We start from the raw sequence: 19842 nt of genomic DNA, 5'->3' as shown, positions 1-19842 counted from the left end.
TGGAAAACTACTCTTCGCCAAGCCTATTCAATAATAATATACCCTATTTTACACCTATCTGATCACTTAATTTCTCCGGTTTTTTTTCTTTGAACAGCTGCTCTAAAATAATTGCAATAATGACGCCAATGACCAGACCATTAGTTAATAGAGAAGAAACGGTGCTTGGCAGCATATTTAAAGCCCCGGATGGTATCAGCATCATACCGGCTCCAGCCATAAATGCAATACTCATGACAGTAACTTTTGACTCATTATTAACTGATGCTTTAAAAGTTTTAAATCCCAAACCGGCGATACTTGCCATAGAAATAAACATTGTTCCATAACCAATTGAATCCGGTAATGATGCAAAAATATTCATTACTATAGGAAAGAAACTCATAACAAGAATAATAGCTGAACCGACAAGAAATGGCAGCCTTTCTTTTATCCGGGTTGTCAGAATAAATCCGGCCGATCCGGAAATAGCCACACCGCCTACCGCTGAAAATAATCCGGCAATAATTTGATTGATTCCCATAACAAAACCGGTCATATTGAGATTAATTTTTTTATTTGAATGTGTAACTTCTTTAACCGCATCTACACTGGCTAAAAGATTGGTTAATAACAAAAATGTTGTTAATAGCGCTGTAATAAAAATACTTAAATTAAAAGTCGGCCAGCCCCAAACGAATATCTTCGGCAAAGCAAATACTTGTGAAACATGCGGTGCATTCGTTTTCAAACCAAACAGGTTATATAATATCCAACCGATAGCTAAACTTAACAGAATTGAGTAATTTTGCAGGAAGCGGCTTTTTGACCTGGAAAACACGATAGACAGAAGCAGCGTTAAAACGGCAGCAAGCATGACTTTCCAATTCATCTTATTGCCTTCAATACCCAGAATCCCTTGAATAAACGGTCCGCTCAACTGAATAGTGAGTAAAACAAGGTATATTCCTGTAATCGTTGGTGTAAATAACTTTCTTACATATTTTATTAAATTAAAGCAACTTAATAAAATAAATAAAAGGCCTGAAGCAAGCAAGCCAAGTTCAAGGCTTGTTAATGTTCCTTGTATAGAGCTGTGGGAGGAAATTGCAACGCCCGCATAGGTAAGAAACACGCCCCACCATAAACCAGCCGGTCCTTCCATTAGCGGCAATTTATGCCCAAAAAGCCCTTGAAGTAAACTTGTTGCTCCGACTAAGAAAAAAGTACGCTGTAATAATGCCGATGTTTCCTCAGGAGAAAAATGAAAAGCAGCCGCTACCGAGATCGGAGTTATAATCGATCCTGCGAGTATAAAGACTGCCCACTGTATTGATGATAGTAAATTTTTTCCCATTATATCTTCCCCTAAGTCATGATGTTTGTTGCCCCATTATTCTCTATGAAAATTGTAATGAGACAGATTTATTTTAACACTAATTGTCAAATGGCGCCTTGCTGCACAAAAAAAATTCCCTCTTATTAACTAGTAATGTTATGATTAAGATGGAATTTGCTAAAGAGGGTGAATTTTTTGTTTATTGCCGCGCTGTTTGAATGGCTGCTATATATTTGTTTTTCTTTTTTGACAGGCAGTCTCTTTATTAGTCAAAAAAGAAGGGTTTTTCCTAAAAAGTTTGTTCTCTTTGCCGTTGCCGGATCAGCTCTATTTTCTTCCGTACCTTTGGCAGCCGATACAATATCTATTAGCCGGGATATCGGCTTCGGAACAGCTGCAAAAAACGTCTTTATCGATTTCCATGAAGGAAAAGCCTGGTTTATCCTTGTTGTTATTGCTGTATTACTGTTTTGCTTAATCAGATTTAACGATCTTAATAACGATCCATTTTTGACAAAAATTGCTCTGCTCCTCGCCATGTTATTAATTGGCCTTTATGCTTTCATAAGCTTGTCTGGAGGTATTTTGCCATGGGTTGAATATATCTGCCGTTTTCTTTATATGACATGTTTTTCCTTCTTGGGAGGACTATTGTTAACTCGTGATCCAAAGAATCATAAACGGCGCTCTGTTACGAGTATCATGTTTTTACTCATTGCTTTAGTTTCTAACTTTCTTATCATGTCGGTTAACTTATGGAATCCGATACATCATCTCTTTTATCAATTTAAACAAAGTTTAATAGTTAATTATGGACAAAACTCTCTCGTTCTATTTTTATTAATTTTTATTGCCCTTTGGCATACGCTTATGAGTTATTTTTCTAAAAAAAATGACCGAATCGTTACTAGAAGAACTATATTTTTATCCATACTTGCTGTCAGTGCTTTTTTAGATCAACAAATACAGCCCCATGATATAGAAGCATTAATAAAGACTGGGAATATAAGTCCGCTGTTTCAAATTTTCTATCACCAACCGGTCACCCCTTCGGCAGTTATACATTTTACTTGGAATGGATATTCAGTTGTCATGCTGATCGTAAGCTTTCTTTTTTTATTTTTGTCTGGCGTCTGTATTATTAAAAGCTGGCCCAAATGGCTCTCCGTTGTTTTTTCTTTCTTATTTGCCGCATCAGCATATCTGACTTTAATGATAAGCATTTCATAGATTATTTCACTTCATAGGTCTTGTTTGATATATTTAAGTTATTACATAATTGAGGTGTTTAAAATGAGTGAAAAAGTCGCATTAATCACTGGCGGAACAAGGGGAATTGGCAAGGCAATTGCTGAAAGATTTGCTAAAGAAGGCTACAACCTTGTTCTTAATTTTATGAGAAAGCGTAAAGCTGCTGAGGAAACAAAAGAGGAATTAGAACAAAAATATTCTATTAAAGTACATACTGTTAAAGCAAACATTGGAGAATTGGAACAAATCCGTTCATTGTTTGCCGACATCGAGGAAACCTTTGGGCGTCTGGATGTATTTATTAGCAATGCCGCATCCGGCGTGCAAAGACCCGTGATGGAAATTGAAGAAAAACATTGGGATTGGACGCAAAATATTAATGCTAAAGCTTACTTTTTTGCTGCGCAGGAAGCGGCTAAAATTATGGAGAAAAACGGCGGCGGCCATATTGTTGCCATATCAAGTCTGGGTTCGATCCGGGCCTTAAAAAATTATACCGTTGTCGGTGTGTCTAAAGCATCTTTGGAAGCTATCACCAGGTATTTAGCCGTTGAACTTGCATCAAAAGGTATTGTTGTTAATGCTGTTTCCGGCGGCGCTGTTGATACCGACGCCTTAAAGCATTTTCCAAACCGGGAAGAAATTCTAGAAGCTGCCAGCAAAAATAATCCGGCCGGCCGTTTAGTCCAACCGGAAGACATGGCAGATACTGTCTATTTCCTTTGTACAAAATCCGCTGATATGATTCGAGGACAAACCATTATTGTGGACGGCGGGCTGTCATTACTAAGTGAATTATAATTTTTAAAGGGGTCCATAATCAGGACCCCTTAGTTTTTTTATAACACTCAATCATAAGCTCTGTATATTCTTCTACAAAGCGATATTCATTTTTCATTTTAAAAAAAGGAATGGCCTCGTTTTCCAAAAGTTTGTATAGAACAATATCACAGCCGTCTGTTAACTGTTGGTACAAGATTTGAAAATGATATATATAGTCAACGAGCTTATGCCTCTCCGCATATTGCAGGCCTGCTTCACACCATTTCAAAGCTTCTTGATAATTGCCGTTTTTCACCAATACCCTCGTAATATCACAAGATGTTTGCGCCCTTGCCAGATACTCTCCCTTTCCTATCAGCTGCAGGCTTTTTTTATAAAAGTGAATCGCTTTTCTATATTTGCCTTCTACTGAATAGAGATGTCCTAAATTATGATAAGCAGTATGTCTCAGCTGATAATTGGAAGTATAGCTTAAATACATCAAAGCTTGATGATAATGAAATTCACTTACCGCTGCCTTTCCTTTTCTTCCATAATTAATGCCAAGTATAATTTCACATTTGGCAGCACTCTCAAAATAATTTGCCTTTTTAAAAGTGGTAAGAGCCAATTTTCCAGCATAAATAGAGCGGTCTATTTTATAAGACCTGCCGAGGGACAATCCGTAATGATAGTAAAAGTCTGCCTTCTCAATAGCCGTCAATGACTGAATAAATGGTATATATGATTCTGCCTCTTTAAAATAGCGGATAGCACCGGCATAATCTTTTTTTAATTTATAATAATAAATGCCTCTAAAAAACAAAAAATAAAAATGATAAGTTGATGATGCCATTTGTTTGCGGTTTGCGATACATTGATGAAGAATTTGCTGGCTTTTGTCGAATTGATTTAATAGAAGCGTGTATCTCAAATGAAATAATTTATAATAGCTTGCTGACCGGGCATCATATTCTGAATTTAAAATGCTCTCTATTTCCTTTTTTATCAAAGAAGCTTTAACAATCTCCGGCTTAATCATCATATGATGCCAGTGTTTCAACTTCTGCATTGTTATTTTAGCAGTAAGCCGGCCGCGCAATTGTTATCCCTCCCTTCATCAATACAAATTTATCCATACAAAGAAAAAATTAAAAGCAGGTTCTGCTAACCGTCCCTATTTCAAATTAATTTAAGTTCTGTTGTACGTTATCAATTTTTTGTTGTACGTCATCAATTTTTTCATGTAAATATTTCGTTGCATTATCTAAGTAGCTGACTGCCAATTCATGGTCGCCGAGTCTCATATAAGCATTTAAGACTTGATCGCCTAATAATGTATCACCTGCTGCCTGAATGACTTCCAATACCATTCGTCCAATCTTATCAGGTTCTTTGTCCATTAATATAGCTGTCTTAAATTCCCTTACTATTTCCGTTAAAATTTGCAAGCGTTCGAGTTCTCTCAATTCCTTAACCTCTCTTACTTATATAAGTGTGTCAAAAAAGGTTTGAACATCCTCTTAAAAGTATCTTTGATAAATATAACATATATTTATACTTTTTTAATAACAGCTTTCACAAATTTTAATGCGCCTCACATATTGTGAAGCGCATCTATCACTTAATGACTCCGCATATTATTCGATTACCGGAATTCCCGGAAGGATTTGACTTTAGATCATCAGCATTTTCGTGAATGACTATTGCTGATCCATCTGCATCTCTTAATGAATTTTTTGCTCCTTTATTAAGCGTTACCCTTGGATTAACAATTGTTGTTTTGACTTTACCGCTTGTATCCGCAAAAATATTACGCATATCTCCAGCATGAGGGCCTTTTGGATTCTCAAGTCCATGCTCCTTGTTAAAAGGGTTAAAGTGTTCACCGGCTGATGTGAATTTCGGCGGCACGCATTCCCCTTTTTCATGAAAATGTACGGCATGTACCCCGGGTTTCAAGCCAAAGGCATTTATATGAACAACGACCCCTTTTTTACTTTCTGATAAAACAGCTTGCCCTGCTGGTTGTCCGCTCGAACTTTTCAATGGCACGACAACTTGGGGAGAAGTGTGTTTATCCTCACTGGCTTGCGCAAAAAACGGAAAATCGTATCTTAAGAATACGAAAACGGCTATAACAATACCGCAAAATACATACAGCCCATTCTTCATTAAATTCCCTCCTTTGAAGGTTAGTTTGCGCAATTATTTTGGGTAAATACACCAATAATGTGAAACTTCCATAAATGTGGGATTCTTTTTACCCGTTGAAGATGCTGCTTGAATTAACCTTCCGTGCTTTGGAAAGGGAAAAATCATTAATTGAAAACCGGGATGGTCATTGAAATGAAAGGCTTGTTCCCTTATGATTGGGAGATGAGGTGATTTGATGTTTAAAGGGTTTAAGGAATTTATTATGCGCGGAAATGTTGTTGATTTGGCGGTTGCTGTTATCGTCGGCGGGGCATTCGGAAAAATTGTCACATCATTGGTCAATGACATCATTATGCCGCCAATTGGTTTACTACTGGGTAAAGTTGACTTTAGCAATTTATATATTAACTTATCTGGAAAGCATTATAAGAGTCTGGAGGCTGCTCAAAAAGCCGGCGCGCCAACCATTAATTACGGACTTTTCATTAATACGGTTATAAACTTTCTTATTATTGCTTTTGTTATTTATTTGGCGCTGAAATTCATTCAACGTTTTAAGAAGGAAAAACCTGCGGAAATTACAACGAAATCGTGTCCCTATTGCTTATCCGATATTCCGCTTGAGGCTGTAAAGTGTCAAAATTGCACTTCTGATCTTGCTGTAGATATTAGTCAAGCAATTGAGGGATCACACAGAGAAAATGCATAGTTAAAAGAGGCTGTACAAAAAAGTCAGTTACCTGACCTTTTTAGCAGCCTCCTATAATTTATATTCAAAAGTTTTTGGACCTGCTTGAACCCGGCTTCCGCCTTTCGGTTCAATTGTAATCAAAATATAATCTAATTTATTTATTTGTCCGCCTCTAATATGCATACGTGCGATGCCTTGGTTAAATTTCAGAACACCGGCATTTTCCTTTTTGCCGCCACAGACAAACCATACTTGATAATCGTGACTCCGGAGCGGTCTTAAGCCATTTACGTAGACAACTGCCTCGCGATTCACCCTATTGATCAGGAAATAGCTGTTCACATGACTATTTTGATCCGGGACAGCCCCTGAACTGATATCTTTCGATTGAACAGCTAATTGGCTTCTGATAATACCCGCTTCAGATGTATGTGAGTTAAAGGCCGTTCTGTCTATAATAAGAACAAAGAAGACAAAACAAAGACATCCTGTAACTACGGCCCACGGCATTTGCAGAAAACTATCCCTTCTGCCCTTCCGTGTTTTAGATACTCTTATGGTGCGTTTAATACGCGACTTTATTTTCGAAGAGGGTGTATGATATTCATATGATTCCCTTAATAAAGCTTCCCGCCATTCCTCTATTTTCTCTTGGCATGACTTGCAGAATTCTAAGTGCCGTTTCAACGCTTTGTCCTCATTACCAAGTACATAATCAACCAGTTCCTCTTCCGGCCAATGACAGTCAGCTCCCATGGTTATGATCATCCTTTTGTGTTTCTTTTTCTTTAACAACAGTCAATTGTTTTTTTAAATTTTTCAAACCATATCTTATCAGCGACTTTATTGTGCCTAAAGGCTTATCCATTTCTGCGGCAATTTCTTTTTGCGTCAGGTAACCAAAATACTTTCTGTCCAGTGCATATTTCTGGGCCTGCGGCAATTGACTTATCGCATTCTTTAGCATTTCTCTATCAAGCTTTGTTATGATGGTATCCTCAAGAGCGGTCGCTGGCGTTGACAATTCGGGTTGCGGTGCTCCAAATATAATACGCTTAGTTCGTCTTTTTCGATCTATAAATCTGCTTTTTGTTTTAACCGCAAGCCAAGCTTTAACGCTGCCTCTTCTGCCATCATAACTTTTTGCCCGGTAAAATACCTCTACAAATACATCATGGCACAAGTCTTCCGCTTCTGACTTATTTTTAGTTAAAACAAGAGCTGTTTGGTAAACAAAAGACACATATTGTTCATAAAATTTATCAAAAGCAGCTGTATCTCCTGACTGAATCTGCCGTAAAAGCTCTTCGGGATCCCCTATTCTCACCGCATTCACCACCTTATCATCGCAAACAAATCCTCTTTTATTATGGACTTAATTCAAAAAATTGTCTAAGGAATTAGCATATAATTAATTGTACTTTTATCAATTTTAACCTATAATTTATTTCTGATTAATTTTACTAGAATACATTTCATCACTTAGAGGAGTGATAACATGTCAATAGATGGCATCATAACTTGTATTTTAATTGGGATAATCCTTATCATTATTGGACTCCTGATTTATATAAAAAAACAACTTAGCTTTATTAATAATGGCCAATCGGAAACAGGCAAAGGATTAAGAAGACTTATCAGGACTATTGGTATTGTTATTATGATTATAGGGATATTTACGCTGTTTGCGCCATTATTAATCTATGTTATCGGAACTGATTACTGGGTCATTTATGTATCTACAGCCATAGTCATTGTTCTTTTGATTTTAATCGCCAGATGGAAATAATAAACACCGGACAAATTTGTCCAGTGTTTATTTTTATACATTAAGAAACAGCTTTATTCCGATCAGGTTTAATTTTCCATTTAACTAACAAGCTTCCGAGGATCAGAAGTATTCCTGAGAAGGCGAATACATATGAAATAGATAAATAGCCCGATATCCAGCCAGCAACCAGCGGACCTGCTAAATTCCCCAAGAAACGGCTGCTTGACGTCACACCGAAGGCTCTCCCTTGTATGTGCTTCGCGGTCTTTAAGTGAATAAGTGCTTGTATTGCCGGCCACATCCCGCCAAGCAAAAGGCCCTGTGCAAAGCGCCAAATATATAATTCCCAAATATGATGCGTCCATATTTGCGGCAGTGTAAATAACCCGCACAGCACCATAGCAACCGGTAAAGTTTTTGCTTGACCCAGCTTGTCGCTAAGCCGTCCCAGATAAGGTGAACCTATCATGTTGGCTATACCGGCGATTGAAGCGGCAAATCCTGATATAAAAGCCAGATTATGCGAATAAGGAACTAGCGTTTTAACGAAGATGGTCATCATTGAATTCGTACCTAAGATAGCAGCTTGAACAATGAAAGTTGCAATTAATAAAACAATTAAAATCGGGTTTTTTAAAATCTCCGCAAATGACCCTTCTTTAGCCTTCGTTGTTTGAACAACCGGGTCTTTTTCTAAAAAGAAAATAACGAGCAAAGTTGTAAGTAAAATTAGAATGCCTGTTACAGCAAAAACTGGACGGAAACCAAATAAGTCTGATAAAGCGCCGCCTAAGAGCGGGCCAATAATACCGCCTGATACCCCTCCAGTTTGTAACAAGCCGAGGGCTGTTCCGGTTTCATTTCTCGGTGTGATCCTCGATAAATATGAAAATGAAACAGTTATAAATCCCGAGAAAAACCCGACAATGAATCTTAAAATAAGCAGCATAGCTGGTGAGATAGAAAATGCCATCAAAAATGTAATGATCCCCATTCCAATGCCGGCCCGGATTAAGTTAACACGCTGTCCGTATTTATCAGCGAAAATGCCCCAAATAGGTGCCATAATAGCTCCCGATAAAAAGGTCGCCGAAAATATAACACCGGTCCACAAACTTAATTCATGATGCCGATGAACACCAAGCGTCTCTAAAAATAAAGGCAAAAACGGCATGATCATTGTCATTCCTGCGTTAATCATGAAGTTACAAAGCCATAAAATCTTAACACTTCGTTTCCAGTTATGCATCATAATCATCCCAATTTTTTAAATTCACTTAAGGTTCAAGTTTAAAAAGGAGGACAAACAGGGCCGACACTGGCTAAAACATCTTCTTAAAGGCGAAAAATAAAAGCCGTTTATATGCTCTACAAGGGAATACTCCCTTGTATAACAAAACGGCGAAAACATTGATTAAATATTATCCGATACCTCTTCAGATAAAATATTAAACTTAAAAATTCAGACGTAATCATGGCCTTAACTGGTCCGGCAATAAATCATAAAGATTTCTTCTTAATAACTTTTTTGAAGCATTTCTTGGTAATTCATCAACAAAAAAGACATGCTTTGGCGTTTTATAACCAGCTAAACGCTCCTTACAAAATTCAATAACAGCCTGTTCTGTAACTGTTTGTCCCGTACCCCTTAACTTTACAAAGGCAGCCGGCACCTGGCCCCAGCGAGCATGCTTAACCCCTATAACGCCTGATTCAACAATGTCCTGATGCTGTAATAAAACTGCTTCAACTTCAGCCGGATAAACATTTTCCCCGCCCGATATAATTAAATCTTTCCTGCGGTCCAGTACATATAAAAAACCATCATCATCTAAATAGCCAATATCACCGGTATACAACCAGCCATCAATGATTGTCTCTTCCGTTGCTTGCGGTCTATTAAGGTAACCTCTGGTAACGTTCGGTCCTTTAACTACAATTTCTCCTTCTGTATTTGCCTCAGCTTCTTGATGACCTTTCATAATTTTAATTTCACAAGGAAACAGCGGCTTACCTGCTGACCCAAGTTTTTCTAGCATATATTCCGGTGACAATGTGACAATTTGAGAGCCTGTTTCCGATAATCCATAAGTTTGAAAAACAGGTATGCCTTTATCTTTACATAAATCAAGAACGACTTTCGGCGCCGGTCCTCCGCCTAACAGCATGCATCTAAAGCTTTTTGGATAAGTTTTATCACCCAAACGGTCAATCATTTGCGTCAACATTGTCGTTACAACCGATACCATTGTAACTCCGTCTTCAATAATGGCTCTGTTGACAGCTTCGGGATCAAAGGCAGCGTGTAACACGACAGGGACACCATAAATCACATTTTTCATTAACATTGACAAACCGCTGACGTGAAACAGCGGTACAGCAGCCAGCCACTTATCATCAATTTGCAGTCCCAAATTCAAAGCGGCGCCAACTGCACTCCACCAATGATTATTGTAGGAGAGCATCACACCCTTCGGAAAGCCGGTCGTCCCAGATGTATAAATAATTGTATGAAGGTCATCCATGTTTACATGAGTAGACAAGTCCCCGCTTGCTTCTGTTTGACTTTCCAATTCACGGATAGACATCATTTGAAGCTTCGGGTTAAGTTCCTTTATTTTGTTTGCCCGTTCACGATAGGCTTCATCATATATTAAGGCAGCTGCTCCGCTGTCTTCCAATTGCCATTTTTGTTCTTCATAAGACAATCTTGTATTCAACGGAACAGCTACAGTCCCTAAATATGGCATAGTATGGTATAACTTCACGATATCAAGCTGATTATTAAATAACAAGGCAATTTTGTCATGCTTCACAAATCCCATTCCAGCCAGCTTTAGGGCTAAAGACCTTACTTCATTGTCCAATTCACGAAAGGTGACAGTTTCTTTTCCGGTATAAAAAGCCATTCTGTCTGGTGTTAAAAAAGCTCTCTGCTTAAGCCAGTTCGGCATTTGATGGTCAATCATTACAAAATCTCCTTACTCAATTAATAAAACAAAAGCTTGATGAAAGGCATCAAGCTTTTGTTTCGATTCATTATCGGCTTATGGAAAACGCGGGAATTTTGAGAAGTCAGGTTGTCTTTTCTCTTTAAAAGCATCCCGTCCTTCTTTTGCCTCATCTGTTGTGTAATATAGTAAAGTTGCGTCGCCGCCCATTTGCTGCAAACCAGCGAGTCCATCAGTATCAGCATTAAAGGATGCTTTTAAGAAGCGGATTGCTGTTGAGCTTTTGGCTAAAATTTCGTTACACCATTGTACGGTTTCTTCTTCCAGTTTTTCTAAAGGAACAACAGTGTTGACAAGCCCCATATCTAAAGCTTCTTGCGCCGAATATTGACGGCATAGATACCAAATTTCACGGGCTTTCTTATGACCGACGATTCTGGCTAAATAAGTGCTGCCATATCCAGCATCAAAACTGCCGACTTTCGGTCCGGTTTGTCCAAAGACAGCGTTGTCCGCCGCAATTGTTAAATCACAAACGACATGCAGAACGTGGCCGCCGCCGATGGCATAACCGGCAACCATCGCAATAACCGGTTTTGGTATCGTACGAATCAAGCGCTGCAAGTCGAGAACATTAAGACGGGGAATATTGTCATCACCGACATATCCGCCGTGACCGCGGACTGTTTGGTCGCCGCCGGAACAAAACGCTTTATCTCCGGCGCCTGTTAAAATAATAACGCCTACCTCACTGTCATCACGTGCTCTTGAAAAGGCATCAAACATTTCATTAACCGTTTTTGGCGTAAATGCATTATGAACTCGCGGACGGTTCATTGTAATTTTGGCAATGCCATTGTATTTCTCATACAATATCTCGTCATATGTACATACTGTTTGCCAATCGTATCCCATTTTGCATCCTTCCTTTCTTTAAATAGATCGATAAAAGTCGTCACTTACTATTTTATCAAAAATTCGCGGTTGTTCCACATGAATTGCATGGCCGGCATTAGAAACAATATGAAATGTTGCATTTGGCAGCCGTTTCGACATTGCTTTGCCAATTTGAACAAATTTTTGATCTAAACTTCCAACGACGATCATAACATGGCTTGAAATTGTCTTAAGTTCATCCCAAAGCGAAGGCTGGACGCCCGTCCCCATGCCCCGCAAACTGTTTGCTAAACCGTTTGCCGTTTGGTTGAGGCGCTCCACGCGAATTTTTTGCCGGTCTAATTTGGACAGTGACTCCTGGGTTTTAAAAAGCGGCACCTTTTCCCATTCATTGACAAAATTTTCAACACCATAAGCCTCAATCCTGTCAGCTAACTGATCATCATTTTGTTTGCGAATAATTCGATCCTGTTCTGATGCTAACCCCGGAGAACTGCTTTCAAGTAAAAGGCTGCCTGTTTCTTCCGGATATTTCGTTTTCATAAATAAAGCCAGTCTGCCGCCCATTGAATAACCTAACAGATGAGGCTTCTTAATATTTAGCTTATCCAAAAGTTTCATAATTGAAGCAGCTTCATGTGACATATTAAAGCAACTGACATCATCAGGCGCAATAGTGCTGCCATGTCCAACAATATCAATGGCAATGATTTTAAAACATTTAGACCAATGATCAATAAAAGTCTCCCAAGTTCCCATTGATCCGGTAAAGCCATGCAATAATAATAAAGGTTCACCATTTCCGGCTATACGAACAGCATGCTTGACACCTAATGTTTCAATGCTGTCATTCATCATGAACGTCCTTTTTAATCATACTGCGGACAGATTCTGAAATACGCTCCCACAATTGTTGATGTTTTTCAGTATTGTCGGCCCGGTTTGTTTGAACTTCAATCATTTTTACTCCCGGGGCGGCTGACGCCTCAATGCATGCTTTGCGATAAGCCGGCCAGGAATCGGCTTTTTTATAGTTCATATGATATAACTTTGCCACTGTTTCAAAGTCTAAATCGGTCGGTGTGCCAAATAATTGTTCAAAGTCACCCGCTTCTTTTGCTTGAGGGAGAAAGGAGAATATCCCGCCGCCGTTATTATTCATAACGATAATCGTTGCATTTAACTGATGCAGCTTGCCCGCAAGCAGTCCATTCATATCATGGTAGAGTGACAAATCGCCAATCAGCAGAAATACATTATCCGTAACCGCACTGACGCCGAGGGCTGTCGAAACAACGCCATCGATTCCGTTTGCGCCTCGATTCGCCATTGTTCTTACCTTATTCTGTTGATTTAACAAAAAAGTATCTAAATCTCTGACAGGCATGCTATTTCCGACAAATATGGCTGCTTCCTTATCTTTAATACTTGATAATAATTCGGAAACAGCTTGTCCTTCAAACCAATGCGCTTTATCGATAAAATCTATTACTTCTTGTTTTGCTGTTTGATTAATGTTTCTCCAAAGCGTTAACCATGAAGAATCTTGCTGATCAGTTGATAACTTGTCCAACAGCTCACTGCATAAGCGGACAGGATCCGAATAAACCATATCTGTTGCCAAGTGCGTCGGCTCGCGCCATTCCGGACTTTCATCAACAACAATATAATGGGTTGGACGCATCTTTTTCAAATATAATAAAAAAGGCTTGGCCACTGGCATCGCACCAAAACGAACAATTACATCGGGACAAAGTTTTTCGTTGATAGCACCATCACGTAAGAAAGCGTCATAACAATCAATAATGTTTGCCTGATCATGACTGCCTGTACGCAGCTGGCTAAGCGGATCTGCTAAAATGGGATAGCCTGATCGCTCACTAAGACAAACAACTTTTTCAGCCAATTGATCATCTGTTTGCGGCCCAACAACAATCAGGCCTCTTTTATGGCTTTTGATTAATTTAGCAAGCATTTCTATTTGCTCATTTTCTAACTGGTAAGATCCAGGCGTATGTGAAAATCGTCCTTCATTGATCAATCCGCCGTCCCAAAGCTGTTCTATTGTGAGATCGGGAACAAGCGGTTCCTGGAAAGGAAAATTCAAATGAACCGGCCCGGATGGCTGAACTTGGGACGTGCTGACCGCACGTCTTGCCGAAACTCTTGAAAATCGCAGTGCTTCTTCTCTATCACTTGGAAGCGGCATTTCTTGAAACCATTTCACATGGTCACCGTACATTTTGATTTGGTCGATTGCTTGCGGTGCGCCAACATTCCTAAGCTCATGAGGACGATCTGAAGTCAGAACGATCAAAGGGACTCTTGATAACTTTGCTTCTATAATAGCCGGATAATAGTTTGCGGCTGCAGTACCTGATGTACATAACAAAGCAGCCGGTTCACCTGCTTTACTGATCCCTAACGCAAAGAAAGCGGCCGACCGTTCATCTATATTCATCCACACTTTTATTGAAGGATGATGGTTCAAAATGATGGTAAGCGGCGTTGAACGCGAACCGGGGCTGACAACCACATGCTTAACGCCTGCCCTGGCAAGTTCATCAACGAAAGCCGCACAATACCTTGTTAATTGTTCTTGATGACTCATTTTAAGTGTCCTCCTAGTGCTGTTAACATCGGGCGAGCTTTCATTAATGTCTCATTAAGTTCACTTAACGGATCAGAATCCTCAACAATGCCGCAGCCAACAAATAACGTCGCTTTATTTTCCTTTATTAACGCTGAACGGATAGCAACGCCAAATTCTCCGTCCCCTTGGCTGTCAATCCAACCTAATGGCGAGCCGTACCAACCCCGCTCATAAGTTTCATTTTCTCTAATCCACTTGACAGCCTTTTCTTTTGGCTCGCCGCCCAGCGCTGGAGTCGGATGAAGTTCATCAACAAAAGAAAATAAAGATATGTTGTTTTTCGCTTCGGCAATTATTGGTGTGTAAAGGTGCTGTACGTCTTTTACTTTATACAGAGCAGGTGATGATGGCTTGTTAACTGATTGGCATAATCTTTCCATAACATCTGATATCATATTAACAACCGTTTGATGTTCAGAAATATTTTTCTTGTCATTAAGCAATTCTTCGCCAAGCTGCCGGTCTTGTTCCATTGTCTTTCCGCGCGCAATCGTCCCTGCTAAACACATCGTCCTAAATTGCGGTCCCGACTTTTCAATTAATCTCTCAGGCGTCGCGCCAATAAATACAGCATTTCCTTTTTCAACAGCAAAAATGAAACTGTCCGCTTGTTTCTCCTGAAGCCTTCTTAACACTTCAGCAGTACAAAACGGTGTTTCACGGGAAACGGTCAGCGTACGGGATAAAACAACCTTCTCCATTAATCCGTTATTAATATCCGCGATAGCCTTTTCTACAATATCAAGCCATTGATCCCTTTGGTCTTCAATTATATTCAATGATTCTTCCTTATAATTGATACAACCTGAAACCCTTGAAGTTAATTCATTATATTTCTCTTTAATTTGTTTATAGTAATGATTAATTTCTGTTTGTTCGCTAATTAATGCCGTAACGGTCAGGTAGTGTTCATTCTGATTTTTTGTTAACAAAAATTGCGGAACAATAAATTCATTTTGACGGAAGTTCTCCCATAATGAGGAATTTTCCTGTAACGGATCAAATGAAAAGCCGCCCATCAGTACAGGACCGGTGCCGCGCAGTTGTTTTTCCCCGTAATGTAGAGCATCCTCTAAAGTCTTTTTCCATGCTTTTTCAACGGTCAACGTCCGGTTACCTGTACCGGCAGGATATTTTACTGCAGCACCCATTCCGACCATTATCATCCCTTGCGTATCTGACCAATACATACGGGTGCCTTGGAATGAATGCCTTCCGTTATCAAAAAACTCAATAGGGCTGACGGCTGTCCCCAAGCGTTTTGTAAAACTGACTAAAATTTGCTTTGACAGTTTTTTTGCTTTTTGGCAACCCTCTTTGAGGCAATCCAACAATTCAAGTTGTTTTACAATAATCATTAAATCAACTCCGTTGCACTGGTAAAGAAAACTTACCGATTGGCAAGCCTTAAAAGGCAAAGACAGAGGACTGGCACTCCATAGCACAAGTCTCGCTAGCTCACTCAGTTCGCAGTCTCGCTTTGTTGCACTTATACTAGAAACTTAAAATTGGCCCCTGCATCGAATTATCATCTGCGCTGCAAATTTATAATTCTTAAAGTGAAAACAGCCGGCATGCCAGCCGGCCTCTACTTTCTAAGAATACACCTGTTATTTTTAGAGTGTCAATTCTTCGGTACCCCCATTAATTGGTACTTATTACGGGTGATATTCTAACCAAATGCCTTCGTTAATATATTATAAATAAATTTATGTAAACTTATTGCATGATTTTTTTTCAATAAGTTGACACTTTGACGCTATTTTCATAAACTTGAAGAGGTTATATAAGTTCGTGTTAAAAAAGGAGGACAAAAAGACCGATACTGGCTTTTTCCCGGACTTTTTTAACATCCTTTATAAGTACAGATGTTGTAATGGGAGAGAAAACACATGGAAACAACAGAAAAGGTCAGTAAAAACACTGGCTGGAAGAAATGGTGGCATATGCTTCGCCCTCATACATTAAATGCATCTTTTGTTCCTGTAACTTTGGGAACAGCCATCGCCCTCCCTGTCAGCGGTTTTCACATATTCCTTTTTATTGCAATGTTAATTGCCTCAATGCTTATTCAAGTAGCCACTAACCTTTTTAACGAATACTTCGACTTCAAAAGAGGATTGGACACAGAGGAATCGATAGGTATTGGCGGAACAATTGTCCGGGACGGCGTTAATCCAAAAACGGTGTTGAATTTAGCCTATATGCTCTGCTTTATTGCTATTCTTATCGGTGTTTATATTTGTATAGAGAGCAGCTGGTGGCTTGCTGTTATCGGTTTAATTTGTATGATGGTTGCCTATTTTTATTCCGGAGGGCCTTACCCTATTGCTTATACACCGCTTGGCGAACTTGCTGCGGGATTATTCATGGGCTTTATCATTATTTTAATTTCCTTCTATATTCAAACAGGTACTGTTACTTTAAATTGCATATTCATTGCTGTACCTGTAGGGCTCTTAGTCGGCGGTATCAATATGGCAAATAACATACGCGATCTGGATGGCGATAAAGAAAAAGGCAGACATACATTGCCAATCCTGCTCGGACGAAAACGGTCTATTATTTTTCTCGCCGGTATTTTTGTTGTTTCATATCTCTGGATTATCGGTTTAATGATTTTTCAGATTGAATCGGCATGGATGATCATAGTTTTTGCCAGTTTGCCAAAAGCCATTCAAGCAACAAAGTTATTTATCGGGAAAACAAAATCAATTCAATTGATGCCCGCAATGAAAGCAACTGCACAAATGCAAACAATGTTTGGCTTTTTACTTGCTATCGGCTTAGTTTTGGATTACTTTGTATAATATAGAAAGAGGACTGACAAAACACTTTTTCTGTGTGTTTTGTTCAGTCTCTTTTTTTACCTGAATTACCCATTGAAATTTTGCGATTATTGGGCGTTATATCGAGATAAATGATAGATTTTTAAAAAGCCCGGCTGAATTAGTTACTTTTTTCTAATGCCGATTTGCCGCCCTGCTTCCGCCGGTTTTGGTTTTGCTTGGTCACGAATGCCGAGGGCTTTAACATTAGCCTCGATGGCTGATGGAAAGGCTGCCGGGCGGCCTTTTTGCATATCTATGCCCATTAACATTTGTTCACTTGTCGCTAATCGGTCTCCGTTTCCATTCTCCATTACAAAAAATACGTGAAGCCTTTTCTCATCATAATCTAATAATTGTACGGTTACTTGGAGAGGTTGACCGACGCGCGCCTCTGCCAAATAGCACAAATGAGTTTCCAAAGTATAGATAGAATACTGATGTTGATTCCGAAAATCAGCAGTAATTCCGATCTCTTCCATTAAGCGATCTACAGCCATGCTGAACACTCGGGCATATTCAGCATCATTCATATGGCCGTTATAGTCCACCCACTCTGGACGGACACGATCTTCTAATAAAGGTTTTTCAGTAAAAGACATTTGCGTTCTCCTTTATCAATGGTCTTTTCAATTATGAATGACCGTTAAATTCTTCCGTTCAAATTGGCTGCCGGCCAATACTTTTCAAGCAGTTGTACAAGCTCGATCAGAAAATGATCACGGCGCTGCTCAAGCTCGGCTATGGAATGACCTACAGTCTGCTGTTCACAGCCTTCAACAACTTTTTCAGTTAAATCTTCAGTTAATTCAGGTGCTGCCAATTTCGTCCAAGGAAGTTTTAATGCCGGACCAAATTGTTCTAACATATGGCGCATGCCCTGCTCTCCGCCAGCTAAATGAAGTGTTAAGAATGGCCCCATTAACGCCCAGCGGAGACCTGGGCCGTAAACGATTGAGGCATCAACTTCCTCAGTTGTAGCCACACCGTCGTTAACAAGATGCAGTGCCTCGCGCCAAATGGCTTCCATTAATCTATCAGAAATATGCCCTTCAATCTCTGTTCTGACAATTAAAGGTTTCATATTGACAGATTCATAAAAAGACTGAGCTTTCCTAATAATGGCCTGATCGGTTTTTTTCCCGCCAACCAGTTCAACAAGAGGAATCAGATAAACGGGGTTAAATGGATGGGCAACAATAAGGCGTTCCGGATGTTTAGTACAATTCTCCTGAAGCGTACTTGGCATATAGCCGGAAGTACTTGAAGCTATAATGGCATCCGGTTTGGCGGCACAATCAATTTCAGCCAGCAATTGACGTTTTAAATCCTCGCGTTCCGGTGCATTTTCCTGGATAAGATCAGCTTCAGCGACTGCTTTTTCAAGATTTGGCTCAAAATGCAGGTTGTCTCGTGACGCACCTTCGCCTAAGCCCAATCTTTCAAGTGCCGGCCAGGCATTGTCTACAGCTTGGCGCATTCTCTGTTCAGCACCTTCTGCAGGATCTGTAGCAGTGACTTCATATCCTTGTGAAAGAAAACGGGAAATCCATCCGTTTCCTATCACTCCGGTACCTACTACAGTTACTCGTTTGATTTCATGCTGTTCATTATTCATCATGATGCTCCTTACTTGTTAAATTTTTTAAGTCCAAGATGATCGCGGGCTTCCTGCGGTGTCATCGGTTCTGCGCCAAGTCCTTGGATAATTGAGACTATTTTTTCCACTAATTGACCGTTACTTCCCAATACGCCTTTTTCTAAATAAAGGTTATCTTCGAGACCAACACGGACATTCCCGCCAAGCAGAGCGGATTGAACAGCCATAGGAAGTTGCAGGCGGCCAATACCGAACGCGGACCAATGCGCGTTTTCCGGCAGCTTCTGCCGCATAGCCAGCATCGTTTCTGTATCAGCATCAGCACCCCAAGGTATACCGAGACAGAGCTGGAACATTGGATCATCATCGATCAATCCTTCATCAATCAGCTGGCGTGCAAATCGAATTTGCCCAAGATCAAAGCATTCTATCTCCGGCTTAACACCGCTTTCTTGAATCAATTGAGCGTGACGGCGAAGCCAGTTCGCAGGATTCAGATAAACCATGTCACTGAAATTATAGGTACCGCAATCAAGCGTACAGATTTCAGGAAGCAACTCACCTACCGGCTGATGGCGTTCTTCAGGCGTTTGAATATCCGTCCCAGGCCCTCCGGCGGTTGGATCATCCGGATTTGGCACCCAATCCCCTCCGCCGCCTGCAGTAAGATTTAAGATAACATCTGTATCCGATTCTCTTACACGTTCTACCACTTCGCGAAACAGCGCCGGATCATGAGAGATACCGCCGGTTTCAGGGTCGCGAACATGAATATGTGCTATTGCAGCTCCGGCTTTCGCAGCTTCAATAGCTGATTCTGCAATTTCCTTTGGTGTAACTGGAACGTATGTACTTTTTTTAACAGTATCTCCGGCACCTGTTAAAGCACATGTGACGATTACCTTTTTACGCATGTTGTTTCCTCCTTAAAATCATGTTACCTTTTTACACAGTGACCATTCT

Annotated in this window: 20 protein-coding genes; 5 read left to right on the top strand and 15 right to left on the bottom strand. The window is 39.9% G+C overall.

Going from position 1 to position 19842, the window contains the following annotated elements; all coding sequences use genetic code 11:
* Window positions 1-43: 43 nt before the first annotated feature.
* Window positions 44-1336, bottom strand: coding sequence for a purine/pyrimidine permease (locus tag ACFQRG_RS02235; protein ID WP_380963170.1), 1293 nt, complete (start codon window positions 1334-1336; stop codon window positions 44-46).
* A 177-nt stretch (window positions 1337-1513) separates the two neighbouring features.
* Here ACFQRG_RS02235 and ACFQRG_RS02230 point away from each other — a divergent pair, with 177 nt between their 5' ends.
* Together ACFQRG_RS02230 and fabL are read left to right on the top strand one after the other, a co-directional pair.
* Window positions 1514-2548, top strand: coding sequence for a hypothetical protein (locus ACFQRG_RS02230; protein WP_380963168.1), 1035 nt, complete (start codon window positions 1514-1516; stop codon window positions 2546-2548).
* A 63-nt stretch (window positions 2549-2611) separates the two neighbouring features.
* Entirely contained in the window at window positions 2612-3370 is a 759-nt protein-coding gene (fabL, locus tag ACFQRG_RS02225) for an enoyl-[acyl-carrier-protein] reductase FabL (protein WP_380963166.1), read from the top strand.
* Between the two features lie 19 nt (window positions 3371-3389).
* Here the strand turns inward: fabL and ACFQRG_RS02220 are convergent, their stop codons facing one another.
* From ACFQRG_RS02220 to ACFQRG_RS02210, 3 genes are all read right to left on the bottom strand, one after another.
* Complete coding sequence (locus tag ACFQRG_RS02220; protein WP_380963165.1) at window positions 3390-4433, bottom strand: tetratricopeptide repeat protein; 1044 nt, start codon at window positions 4431-4433, stop codon at window positions 3390-3392.
* A gap of 85 nt (window positions 4434-4518) precedes the next feature.
* Complete coding sequence (locus ACFQRG_RS02215) at window positions 4519-4800, bottom strand: hypothetical protein (protein ID WP_380963163.1); 282 nt, start codon at window positions 4798-4800, stop codon at window positions 4519-4521.
* 151 nt (window positions 4801-4951) lie between these two features.
* Window positions 4952-5506 carry a superoxide dismutase family protein gene (locus tag ACFQRG_RS02210; RefSeq protein ID WP_380963161.1) on the bottom strand — a complete coding sequence of 185 codons (555 nt, stop codon included), beginning with the start codon at window positions 5504-5506 and terminating at the stop codon, window positions 4952-4954.
* A gap of 217 nt (window positions 5507-5723) precedes the next feature.
* Between ACFQRG_RS02210 and mscL the strand changes: the two genes are divergently transcribed.
* Window positions 5724-6197 carry a large conductance mechanosensitive channel protein MscL gene (gene mscL / locus ACFQRG_RS02205; protein ID WP_380963159.1) on the top strand — a complete coding sequence of 158 codons (474 nt, stop codon included), beginning with the start codon at window positions 5724-5726 and terminating at the stop codon, window positions 6195-6197.
* A gap of 51 nt (window positions 6198-6248) precedes the next feature.
* Here the strand turns inward: mscL and ACFQRG_RS02200 are convergent, their stop codons facing one another.
* Window positions 6249-6935, bottom strand: a complete 687-nt coding sequence (locus tag ACFQRG_RS02200) for an anti-sigma factor domain-containing protein (protein WP_380963157.1) — start codon at window positions 6933-6935, stop codon at window positions 6249-6251.
* Window positions 6925-7506, bottom strand: a complete 582-nt coding sequence (locus ACFQRG_RS02195; protein WP_380963155.1) for an RNA polymerase sigma factor — start codon at window positions 7504-7506, stop codon at window positions 6925-6927. The genes ACFQRG_RS02200 and ACFQRG_RS02195 overlap by 11 nt, the downstream gene beginning before the upstream one ends.
* A gap of 171 nt (window positions 7507-7677) precedes the next feature.
* Here ACFQRG_RS02195 and ACFQRG_RS02190 point away from each other — a divergent pair, with 171 nt between their 5' ends.
* A complete protein-coding gene (locus tag ACFQRG_RS02190; protein WP_380963153.1) occupies window positions 7678-7968 on the top strand; it encodes a hypothetical protein in 291 nt (96 codons plus the stop codon).
* A gap of 40 nt (window positions 7969-8008) precedes the next feature.
* On the opposite strand, the gene ACFQRG_RS02185 is transcribed toward ACFQRG_RS02190, so the two are convergent.
* The 6 genes from ACFQRG_RS02185 to ACFQRG_RS02160 all read right to left on the bottom strand — a co-directional run bounded on the left by ACFQRG_RS02185 (window position 8009) and on the right by ACFQRG_RS02160 (window position 15809).
* The gene (locus ACFQRG_RS02185) at window positions 8009-9202 is read right to left on the bottom strand and encodes an MFS transporter (RefSeq protein ID WP_380963151.1); all 1194 of its coding nucleotides are present in this window, start codon (window positions 9200-9202) and stop codon (window positions 8009-8011) included.
* A gap of 220 nt (window positions 9203-9422) precedes the next feature.
* On the bottom strand, window positions 9423-10919 hold the full coding sequence (locus ACFQRG_RS02180) for an o-succinylbenzoate--CoA ligase (protein ID WP_380963149.1): 1497 nt from the start codon (window positions 10917-10919) through the stop codon (window positions 9423-9425).
* 78 nt (window positions 10920-10997) lie between these two features.
* Window positions 10998-11816, bottom strand: a complete 819-nt coding sequence (gene menB / locus ACFQRG_RS02175; protein WP_380963147.1) for a 1,4-dihydroxy-2-naphthoyl-CoA synthase — start codon at window positions 11814-11816, stop codon at window positions 10998-11000.
* A gap of 18 nt (window positions 11817-11834) precedes the next feature.
* A complete protein-coding gene (gene menH, locus ACFQRG_RS02170; protein WP_380963257.1) occupies window positions 11835-12653 on the bottom strand; it encodes a 2-succinyl-6-hydroxy-2,4-cyclohexadiene-1-carboxylate synthase in 819 nt (272 codons plus the stop codon).
* Complete coding sequence (gene menD, locus ACFQRG_RS02165; RefSeq protein ID WP_380963145.1) at window positions 12646-14409, bottom strand: 2-succinyl-5-enolpyruvyl-6-hydroxy-3-cyclohexene-1-carboxylic-acid synthase; 1764 nt, start codon at window positions 14407-14409, stop codon at window positions 12646-12648. Before menD ends, menH begins: the two co-directional genes overlap by 8 nt.
* A complete protein-coding gene (locus ACFQRG_RS02160; protein WP_380963143.1) occupies window positions 14406-15809 on the bottom strand; it encodes an isochorismate synthase in 1404 nt (467 codons plus the stop codon). The genes menD and ACFQRG_RS02160 overlap by 4 nt, the downstream gene beginning before the upstream one ends.
* A gap of 534 nt (window positions 15810-16343) precedes the next feature.
* On the opposite strand from ACFQRG_RS02160, the gene ACFQRG_RS02155 reads away from it, so the two are divergent.
* Window positions 16344-17261 (top strand): 1,4-dihydroxy-2-naphthoate polyprenyltransferase, encoded by a 918-nt coding sequence (locus ACFQRG_RS02155; RefSeq protein ID WP_380963142.1) that lies wholly within the window; start codon window positions 16344-16346, stop codon window positions 17259-17261.
* Window positions 17262-17404: 143 nt separating this feature from the next.
* On the opposite strand, the gene ACFQRG_RS02150 is transcribed toward ACFQRG_RS02155, so the two are convergent.
* The 3 genes from ACFQRG_RS02150 to ACFQRG_RS02140 are packed head-to-tail and all read right to left on the bottom strand — an operon-like array spanning window position 17405 to window position 19793.
* A complete protein-coding gene (locus tag ACFQRG_RS02150) occupies window positions 17405-17881 on the bottom strand; it encodes a thioesterase family protein (RefSeq protein WP_380963140.1) in 477 nt (158 codons plus the stop codon).
* A 44-nt stretch (window positions 17882-17925) separates the two neighbouring features.
* The gene (locus tag ACFQRG_RS02145) at window positions 17926-18897 is read right to left on the bottom strand and encodes an L-carnitine dehydrogenase (RefSeq protein ID WP_380963255.1); all 972 of its coding nucleotides are present in this window, start codon (window positions 18895-18897) and stop codon (window positions 17926-17928) included.
* Window positions 18898-18908: 11 nt separating this feature from the next.
* Window positions 18909-19793 carry a beta-keto acid cleavage family enzyme gene (locus tag ACFQRG_RS02140; RefSeq protein ID WP_380963138.1) on the bottom strand — a complete coding sequence of 295 codons (885 nt, stop codon included), beginning with the start codon at window positions 19791-19793 and terminating at the stop codon, window positions 18909-18911.
* Between the last annotated feature and the right edge of the window lie 49 nt (window positions 19794-19842).

This window comes from Scopulibacillus cellulosilyticus (assembly GCF_042665295.1).
Lineage (GTDB): Bacteria > Bacillota > Bacilli > Bacillales > Sporolactobacillaceae > Scopulibacillus_A > Scopulibacillus_A cellulosilyticus.
This window is presented reverse-complemented; position numbering and strand designations above follow the sequence as displayed.

What these genes read in the sequence shown, in the direction of transcription:
- ACFQRG_RS02235 (WP_380963170.1), bottom strand. Translation starts at nt 1,336, where the DNA reads ATGGGAAAAAATTTACTATCATCAATACAGTGGGCAGTCTTTATACTC.
- fabL (WP_380963166.1), top strand. Translation starts at nt 2,612, where the DNA reads ATGAGTGAAAAAGTCGCATTAATCACTGGCGGAACAAGGGGAATTGGC.
- ACFQRG_RS02210 (WP_380963161.1), bottom strand. Translation starts at nt 5,506, where the DNA reads ATGAAGAATGGGCTGTATGTATTTTGCGGTATTGTTATAGCCGTTTTC.
- mscL (WP_380963159.1), top strand. Translation starts at nt 5,724, where the DNA reads ATGTTTAAAGGGTTTAAGGAATTTATTATGCGCGGAAATGTTGTTGAT.
- ACFQRG_RS02200 (WP_380963157.1), bottom strand. Translation starts at nt 6,935, where the DNA reads ATGGGAGCTGACTGTCATTGGCCGGAAGAGGAACTGGTTGATTATGTA.
- ACFQRG_RS02190 (WP_380963153.1), top strand. Translation starts at nt 7,678, where the DNA reads ATGTCAATAGATGGCATCATAACTTGTATTTTAATTGGGATAATCCTT.
- ACFQRG_RS02185 (WP_380963151.1), bottom strand. Translation starts at nt 9,202, where the DNA reads ATGATGCATAACTGGAAACGAAGTGTTAAGATTTTATGGCTTTGTAAC.
- ACFQRG_RS02180 (WP_380963149.1), bottom strand. Translation starts at nt 10,919, where the DNA reads ATGATTGACCATCAAATGCCGAACTGGCTTAAGCAGAGAGCTTTTTTA.
- menB (WP_380963147.1), bottom strand. Translation starts at nt 11,816, where the DNA reads ATGGGATACGATTGGCAAACAGTATGTACATATGACGAGATATTGTAT.
- menH (WP_380963257.1), bottom strand. Translation starts at nt 12,653, where the DNA reads ATGAATGACAGCATTGAAACATTAGGTGTCAAGCATGCTGTTCGTATA.
- menD (WP_380963145.1), bottom strand. Translation starts at nt 14,409, where the DNA reads ATGAGTCATCAAGAACAATTAACAAGGTATTGTGCGGCTTTCGTTGAT.
- ACFQRG_RS02160 (WP_380963143.1), bottom strand. Translation starts at nt 15,809, where the DNA reads ATGATTATTGTAAAACAACTTGAATTGTTGGATTGCCTCAAAGAGGGT.
- ACFQRG_RS02155 (WP_380963142.1), top strand. Translation starts at nt 16,344, where the DNA reads ATGGAAACAACAGAAAAGGTCAGTAAAAACACTGGCTGGAAGAAATGG.
- ACFQRG_RS02150 (WP_380963140.1), bottom strand. Translation starts at nt 17,881, where the DNA reads ATGTCTTTTACTGAAAAACCTTTATTAGAAGATCGTGTCCGTCCAGAG.
- ACFQRG_RS02145 (WP_380963255.1), bottom strand. Translation starts at nt 18,897, where the DNA reads ATGAATAATGAACAGCATGAAATCAAACGAGTAACTGTAGTAGGTACC.
- ACFQRG_RS02140 (WP_380963138.1), bottom strand. Translation starts at nt 19,793, where the DNA reads ATGCGTAAAAAGGTAATCGTCACATGTGCTTTAACAGGTGCCGGAGAT.